The 6779-nt window shown below is 69.4% G+C and carries 7 protein-coding genes; 6 read left to right on the top strand and 1 reads right to left on the bottom strand.

What is annotated here, in order from left to right; genetic code table 11:
* Positions 1 to 149: 149 nt before the first annotated feature.
* The 5 genes from U5N23_RS05865 (at position 150) to U5N23_RS05885 (ending at position 4512) form a co-directional block, all read left to right on the top strand.
* Positions 150 to 1970, top strand: coding sequence for a S8 family serine peptidase (locus U5N23_RS05865; RefSeq protein ID WP_322591887.1), 1821 nt, complete (start codon positions 150 to 152; stop codon positions 1968 to 1970).
* Between the two features lie 67 nt (positions 1971 to 2037).
* Positions 2038 to 2601, top strand: a complete 564-nt coding sequence (locus U5N23_RS05870; protein WP_322591888.1) for a S8 family serine peptidase — start codon at positions 2038 to 2040, stop codon at positions 2599 to 2601.
* Between the two features lie 240 nt (positions 2602 to 2841).
* The gene (locus tag U5N23_RS05875) at positions 2842 to 3498 is read left to right on the top strand and encodes a hypothetical protein (protein WP_322591889.1); all 657 of its coding nucleotides are present in this window, start codon (positions 2842 to 2844) and stop codon (positions 3496 to 3498) included.
* The gene (locus U5N23_RS05880) at positions 3458 to 3979 is read left to right on the top strand and encodes a DUF3658 domain-containing protein (protein WP_322591890.1); all 522 of its coding nucleotides are present in this window, start codon (positions 3458 to 3460) and stop codon (positions 3977 to 3979) included. Before U5N23_RS05875 ends, U5N23_RS05880 begins: the two co-directional genes overlap by 41 nt.
* 59 nt (positions 3980 to 4038) lie before the next feature.
* Positions 4039 to 4512 carry a hypothetical protein gene (locus U5N23_RS05885; protein ID WP_322591891.1) on the top strand — a complete coding sequence of 158 codons (474 nt, stop codon included), beginning with the start codon at positions 4039 to 4041 and terminating at the stop codon, positions 4510 to 4512.
* A 96-nt stretch (positions 4513 to 4608) separates the two neighbouring features.
* On the opposite strand, the gene U5N23_RS05890 is transcribed toward U5N23_RS05885, so the two are convergent.
* Entirely contained in the window at positions 4609 to 4794 is a 186-nt protein-coding gene (locus tag U5N23_RS05890; RefSeq protein ID WP_322591892.1) for a hypothetical protein, read from the bottom strand.
* A 126-nt stretch (positions 4795 to 4920) separates the two neighbouring features.
* Between U5N23_RS05890 and U5N23_RS05895 the strand changes: the two genes are divergently transcribed.
* A complete protein-coding gene (locus U5N23_RS05895; RefSeq protein ID WP_322591893.1) occupies positions 4921 to 5238 on the top strand; it encodes a hypothetical protein in 318 nt (105 codons plus the stop codon).
* The last annotated feature ends 1541 nt before the right edge of the window (positions 5239 to 6779 follow it).

A 6779-nucleotide genomic window follows, 5' to 3' on the forward strand; every position in this document is an offset into this window, starting at 1 on the left:
AGGGTGCAGCCAAGGGCGTGCTGCAGCGCGGTATCGGGCCGCGCCGCCATATTTCGCTGGTGCAAACCCCGGGCGGTTTCGATAATCGTGTGGCGGTGCAACGTTCGAGCGCCGCCGCCATCAATTCAAAACCAACAGGGGTGTCTTCCATGCGTCTTCCACGATCCACCATCGGCAGGCCTGCGCGCCTGGCGCTTGCCACTGCCTTGCTGGCCGCCTGCGGGCTGGCCGGTGCGGCCACCACCTGGTCGCCCGACCGCCCGAGCGAGGTGCGCATCGGCAGCCTGGTGGTGGGGGACACCAAGTACGACAACGTCGTCATCACCGTGGGCAATGTGCTGGGCTTCAGCGCTACGGGGCCCAACCGCAGCTATGACAGCTTCAACCCGTCCAACGGGCAGCTCACCATTGCCACCCTCACGGTGGGCAGCCAGTCCTTCTACGACGTGGTGATCACGGTGGGCGGGCTGGTCAGCGTGGGCGGGGGCGGTGCGCTGCCGGCCCTGGTGCCCAACGACCCGCTGTTCAGCCGCCAATGGCACCTCAGGAACACCGGCCAGAGCGGCGCGGGCGGCCCGGCCGCCCTGGCGGGCGAAGACCTCAACATCGGCAAGGCCTGGCAGCTGGCCACCGGCACGGGCGTGCAGATCGCGGTGATCGACGATGGCCTGGACATCTTCCACGAAGACCTGCGCGTGGTGGCCGGCAAGAGCTGGGACTACCGCACCAATGGCTATGGCGATCCATCATCGTCCACCAGCCCGCACGGCACCAGCTGCGGCGGCCTGGCGGCGGCCATCGGCAACAACAACCTGGGCGTGACGGGCGTGGCCTTCAACGCGCGCCTGGTGGGCTACAACCTGCTGTCGGCCACCACCGGTGCCTTCGGCGCCGACGCGGTGACCAAGGACCTGGCCAGCAACCACATCTACACCAACAGCTACGGCGCGGCCGACAGCAATGGCCTGCTGGCCCCGGCCGACGAGCTGTGGCGTGACGCCATCCGCACCGGCATCAGCACGGGCCGGGGCGGCAAGGGCGCCATCTACACCTGGGCGGCGGGCAACGGTGCGCCCGAGGACCGCTCGGACTACGACGGCCAGGCCAACTTCCAGGGCGTGCTGGCCATTGGCGCGCTCAACGACCAGGGACAGCGCTCCTCCTACTCCGAGCCGGGCTCCAACGTGCTGGTCACGGCCTATGGCGGCGAGTTCTGCAGCACCCAGACGACCACCACCACCGATGTATCGGGCGCCGGCGGCTACAACGACGGCAACAAGCCCGAGGACATCATGGGCAGCACCAACTACACGCGCTGCATGAACGGCACCTCGGCCGCCACGCCGCAGGCGGCCGGCGTGGCCGCGCTGCTGCTGGAGACCAACCCCGCGCTCACCTGGCGCGATGTGCGCGCCATCCTGGCCCGCACCGCGCGCAAGACCGACCCCGCCAACGCCGGCTGGGCCACCAACGGCGGCGGCCTGCACGTGAACCACGAGTACGGCTACGGCGCCATCGACGCGCTGGCCGCCGTGCGCGCCGCCGCAGGCTGGGCGCTGCTGCCCGCGCAGAAAACTGCCACCCAGGCCGCCACGCTGGGCAGCCCTGTGGCCATTGCCGACAACGGCGCCACCGCCACCAGCAGCCTCACGCTGCAGGGCAGTGGCATCGGCAAGCTCGAATTCGTGGACCTGGCCATCACCTCCAGCCACACCAACGTGGGCGACCTGGAGATCACGCTCACCAGCCCTGCCGGCACGCGCAGCACGGTTTCGGTGGTGCGCGATTGCAAGGACACGGCGGCCAACGCCGTCACCTGTGGCGCCGCCCTCGAAGCGGGCTTCACCTTCGGCATCGCGCGCCTGATGGGCGAGGCCGCCGACGGCAACTGGACCCTGTCCGTGCGCGACGGCCGCACGGGCGAGACCGGCAGCGTCTCGGCCTGGAGCATCAAGGCCTATGGCTACTGAGGGGCAGCGCCCCCTGTTCCATCGCACACCACCCCATTTAACCGAATACCTGCCGAGGCCTCACACCATGAAGCTCCCCACTTTCTCTCTCCTGCGCCTTGCCGCAATGGCCCTGGCCGCCAGCGCGGTGGCCTCCGGCGCCCTGGCCGCCACCACGGCCCATTACTTCGACGGCGACACCCAGCGCACCATCACGCTCGACACCAGCCTGGTCGCGGTCATCACTCCGGTCCCTGAAACCGGCAGTGCACAGGCGCGCAGCGTGGGCGAGGGCGCCAGCCCCGCACCCCTGGTGCAGCTGCAGCCCGCCAGCCAGAGCGTGGCCAGGGGCGCTGCCGGCACGCACATTTCGCCCGTGTACCGCGAAGGCAACTCCCCCGCAGGCCGGCTGATGGCGCTGCCCGGCGGCGTGGTCGTGAAGTTCAATCCCGACTGGAGCGACGCCCAGGTGCGTGCCTGGGCCCAGGCCAAGGGCCTGACGGTCACCCAGCGGCTGGGCACCACGGGCAACTGGTACCTCATCGCCACGGCCCCTGGCAGCGCCGCACTGGAGCTGGCCAACAGCCTCAAGGCGGGTGGCGAGGTGCTGGCGGCCATGCCCAATTGGTGGAAGCAGACGGCGGCACGTTGAATCTGCTGTGCCGTTTCGGCCGCGGTGGCGCCACGAGAAGCCACCGCTGTTCGTTGCCGCCCAAGTGGCCGTGGGCAGCAGCACACAGGCCCAGCTACACCCGCAACCGCATGCAGCGCGCCGTGCGCGCGATGAAAGATTCGCCGCACTGGGATTTTTGTCAGCAGGGCGAGCCCTTGCCCTTTGAGTCTGTGGATGCCTACACCGCTGGCACCCGGTGAAGGAAGGAGCGATCGAACCATGGACAAGCCGGTCAGATTCGTCGCCACCCTTGCCGACCGGTGCTACGGACGTCTGGTACTGCCCCTGTTGCTGGGCCTGATGGCTGCCGTGGCGCTCACGCAGTGGGTTGCATGGTTCACGGGCGGCATGGGCATCTGGCTGGTGCTGGGGGCCGCCGGCATCGGCATCCTTTGGCACGCCGATGCCGTGGCCACTGCCACGGGCAAGCCCGCGACCGTGAGCACACCCGTCGGAACACCCGCGGACTTCGCCTGGCAGGGCGAGCCCTTGAACATCTCCCGCCCCATCGCCGCGCTCGGCCTGTGCCTGCTCGGCCTGGTCTGGGGCGGGCTGATCGGCTGGTGGGCCGGCGCACTCTGGGCCGGTGCCGCGGCAGTCGCCGTGGCGCCGCTTCCCATCGCCTTTCTCTGGGCGCTGGGCAACCGCCAGCCCATGCCCTGGGGCTACACGGCTTTTGCGGCCTGCGCGTTGCTGTCGGGTGTGGCGGTGTTGTGGGGGGCTGGTGCACGCGATGGGGTGAACCGTCTGGCGCTTCCGAATGGAGTCGCTCCGCCGAACTACACTGGAAAGGTGCCCAGCGGGGCCAAGCAACCCAAGCAGAACTGGACGGCACATGAAGCAGGAACAGGCAGCAGCGCTGTACGAGATCTATGAGCGCGCGTTGGCCGTGCTGTCCGAAGCGGAGCCTGTGATCCAGGCGCTCCCTGACGACGAGGAGCGGCGTTCTGCCTTTCGCAGCTATCGCGAGGTCATCGCCAAGGTTCTTTCCTCCCTGCGCGCTCCCCTGGTGCAGGAGTATCCGGCGCTGGATACGAGCAGCCCGACGGAAGACGAGCCCGACACTTTGCTCGATTCAGAGGAGCAGGAGCTCGTTGACCGCCTGACGCCAGAGCAGATACAGCGCATCGATGCGCAATTGCTGGCCGACTGTGTAGCTGGGTGGTGGCGCAAGTCTGCGCGCATTGTCGGCACAGCTTGGCTGGCACTCTCCAAGGAACTTCCCGATGTACCCGTTGCCTACTACGCCCAGCGCGTGATTGCGCTTGTGGAGGCGGGCAGTCTTGAAGCGCAAGGGAACCTGCACTACATGCGTTTCAGCGAGGTTCGCCTGCCCAGCAGAGCAGAATGTCCCTGATGCTGCCCGCCGCGCAATCTCGGCTGCCATTCCCCACACGCATAGCCCGGTGAAACCCCATGAATGAACTGCTCGACCCTCTCCTGGACATGCTTGCGGCGCCGCGCGTGCTGGTGTCGCTGGTCGCCGGGGTCGTCGCGGCAGTCTTCCTCGCCACCCATGTGCCCTGGTTCAGCGGTGGTATGGGCCTGGCGATGGCGATTCTGTCGCCCGTGGCGGGGTTGGTATGGGAAGCCCGGGCTGAGCAGGCTGGCCAGAGGAGGGCGGCACGGGGCCAACGCGCTTCCAAGGTGTTCCTGGCGCTGCTGCTGTGCGCCGCGGGCCTGGCGTGGATGTTCATGGGGAGTCCGCTGGTCGGCTCCCTCGAGGGGCGCCTCGCCGTGCTGGCCTGCGCCCCGTTTGCCGTGGGCGGCCTATATGCCCTGGTGTTCTGGCGCCCCGTGCCGATTCGCCCCCTGCTGTTCGCAGCGGCCTCGCTGTGGTCCGGCGCGGGCGCCCTCTGGTGGCTGCTGGCCGCGCAGGGGCACTTGTGAGCGGCGCGGCAGGCGTATGCCTGGCGGGCAAAACAAGAGGAACAACAGAAAACGGGGCCGCGAAGCCCCGTCGTTCATTCTGAAGGATATCTTCGCTCAGGGCCTGGCGGCCCGCCGCTTCTTCTCAAACGCCACGCACTCCGGCACCGACAGCAGGTCGTTGCTGTCCGCATCGGCCGCGTCGTAGTAGGCCATGCGGGCCTCCACCACCTCCTTGAACGACAGCTTGCCATCGCCATCCTTGTCGGTGGCCGTCAGGCGCTTGATGCGGCCCTTGCCCATGCGCGGCACGTGGGCCAGCTCGGCCAGGACGACATGGCCGCTGGCGTCGGGCCCCAGGCTGTGCCAGCGCCGCAGTCATGACCGGCCAGTGGGTGCTTGGTCTCGCCGCACCGCGCCAAGCGGCCCGTGGCAAGGGCAGCAGGAGAGGAGGAAGCCTCCGACGCGGTGCTGCCGTCGCACGATCCGGGCTGTTATCTCTGTGCGGGCAACACGCGGGTCAGCGGGGACGTGAATCCGGATTACACCGGGACGTTTGTCTTCACGAACGACCACGCCGCATTGATGCCCCCGTCTGACTCCCCTCCCCCCAGCAGAGGGAGGGCTGGAGAGGGGGAGGCCGTCGAGCCAAGCGCCCTGCCGCCCGTTGCCCCCTCCCCAACCCTCCCCCCGCTGGGGGGGAGGGGCGAACCAGATCGAGGCGGCCTACGGGACGAGTCGGGGTGATCTGCTTCTCCCCGACACGACCGCACGCTGCCCGAGCTGTCGCTGGCAGCGATCGGCGGCAGTCATCGACACCTGGTGCGAGCAGAGCGCCGAACTCGGCCGGACGCACCCGTGGGTGCAGGTGTTCGAGAACATTGGTGGGTAGGAGGGGGATGCCCTTATTAGATTACTAACCGGACACCCCGGCTTAGACGCCCAAGCCGTTCCTATAGTCGAAGTCGACATCAGGACCCCTGCCTTGATGCAGTGGATCGCGGCTCCCGAAACCAGCGAAGCCTCGTCCCTGACGACCCCCCCCCCCCCCCTCAGAACCTCTAAACCCCTATATACTACTACTACTGTGGGGTGGGTAGGGCTGGGGTAGGGGGGAGGGGGGTGGGGGGAGGGGGGGAGGGGGGTGGGGGGAGGGGGGGGGGGGGAGGGGGGGTGGGGGGGTGGGGGGTGGGGGGGGGGGGGTGGGGGGTGGGGGGAGGGGGGGTGGGGGGGTGGGGGGAGGGGGGGTGGGGGGAGGGGGGGTGGGGGGAGGGGGGTGGGGGGAGGGGGGTGGGGGGGGGGGGGGTGGGGGGAGGGGGGGGGGGGGGAGGGGGGTGGGGGGAGGGGGGAGGGGGGGGGAGGGGGGTGGGGGGAGGGGGGAGGGGGGGGTGGGGGGAGGGGGGGGGGGGGGGGGGGGAGGGGGTGGGGGGAGGGGGGTGGGGGGAGGGGGGAGGGGGGAGGGGGGAGGGGGGAGGGGGGGAGGGGGGGAGGGGGGAGGGGGGAGGGGGGAGGGGGGAGGGGGGAGGGGGGGAGGGGGGAGGGGGGAGGGGGGGAGGGGGGGAGGGGGGGAGGGGGGAGGGGGGAGGGGGGAGGGGGGAGGGGGGAGGGGGGGAGGGGGGGCGCGGGGAGGACTAAGAAATGCATTTTTCGGTGTAACTTTGGCATCTAAATACCCCTCGGACCCTAAAAAAGGCCATTTTTCGCCCTCCCCCCTGCTGGCCCCCCCCCCCCCCCCCCCCCCCCGCCCCCCCCCCGCCCCCCCCCCCCCGCCCCCCCCCCCGCCCCCCCGCCCCCCCCCGCCCCCCCCCCCCCCGCCCCCCCCCCGCCCCCCCCGCCCCCCCCCCCCCGCCCCCCCCCGCCCCCCCCCCCCCCCCCCCCCCCCCCCCCCCCCTCGGACCCCCGCCCCAAGCGGTCTGGCCTGCCTCGGGCTCCTTCTTGGAGTTGTCTCCTACGACCCCTAGGGAGTCTGCCCCATGGGCTAATACAAAACTGGCCTCCGTCGGTCTAACGGCGGGAACACGCCCGCGCAAGCAAAAGAAAAGTATAAGAATAGATAACAAAGTACAAACAAAACAAATAAAATGAATACAAGATAAAATAAAATAAAATAGTAAATGATAAAAATAAGAAAAATAGGAAACGTGACACCTCGGCTTGGATGCCCAAGCCGTTCCTGGAGTCGACGTCGACAGAAGGACCCTGCCTTAATGCAGTGGATCGCGGCTCCCGAATCCAGCGAAGCTTCGTCCCTGACGACCCCCCCCCACCCCCCCCCCCCTCAGAACCTC

It is taken from the genome of Acidovorax sp., from assembly GCF_034519795.1.
Lineage (GTDB): Bacteria > Pseudomonadota > Gammaproteobacteria > Burkholderiales > Burkholderiaceae_C > Acidovorax.

Bases quoted from the DNA above. Each gene is read 5' to 3' on its own strand.
- U5N23_RS05865 (WP_322591887.1), top strand. From the start codon at position 150: ATGCGTCTTCCACGATCCACCATCGGCAGGCCTGCGCGCCTGGCGCTT.
- U5N23_RS05870 (WP_322591888.1), top strand. From the start codon at position 2,038: ATGAAGCTCCCCACTTTCTCTCTCCTGCGCCTTGCCGCAATGGCCCTG.
- U5N23_RS05875 (WP_322591889.1), top strand. From the start codon at position 2,842: ATGGACAAGCCGGTCAGATTCGTCGCCACCCTTGCCGACCGGTGCTAC.
- U5N23_RS05880 (WP_322591890.1), top strand. From the start codon at position 3,458: ATGAAGCAGGAACAGGCAGCAGCGCTGTACGAGATCTATGAGCGCGCG.
- U5N23_RS05885 (WP_322591891.1), top strand. From the start codon at position 4,039: ATGAATGAACTGCTCGACCCTCTCCTGGACATGCTTGCGGCGCCGCGC.
- U5N23_RS05890 (WP_322591892.1), bottom strand. From the start codon at position 4,794: ATGGGCAAGGGCCGCATCAAGCGCCTGACGGCCACCGACAAGGATGGC.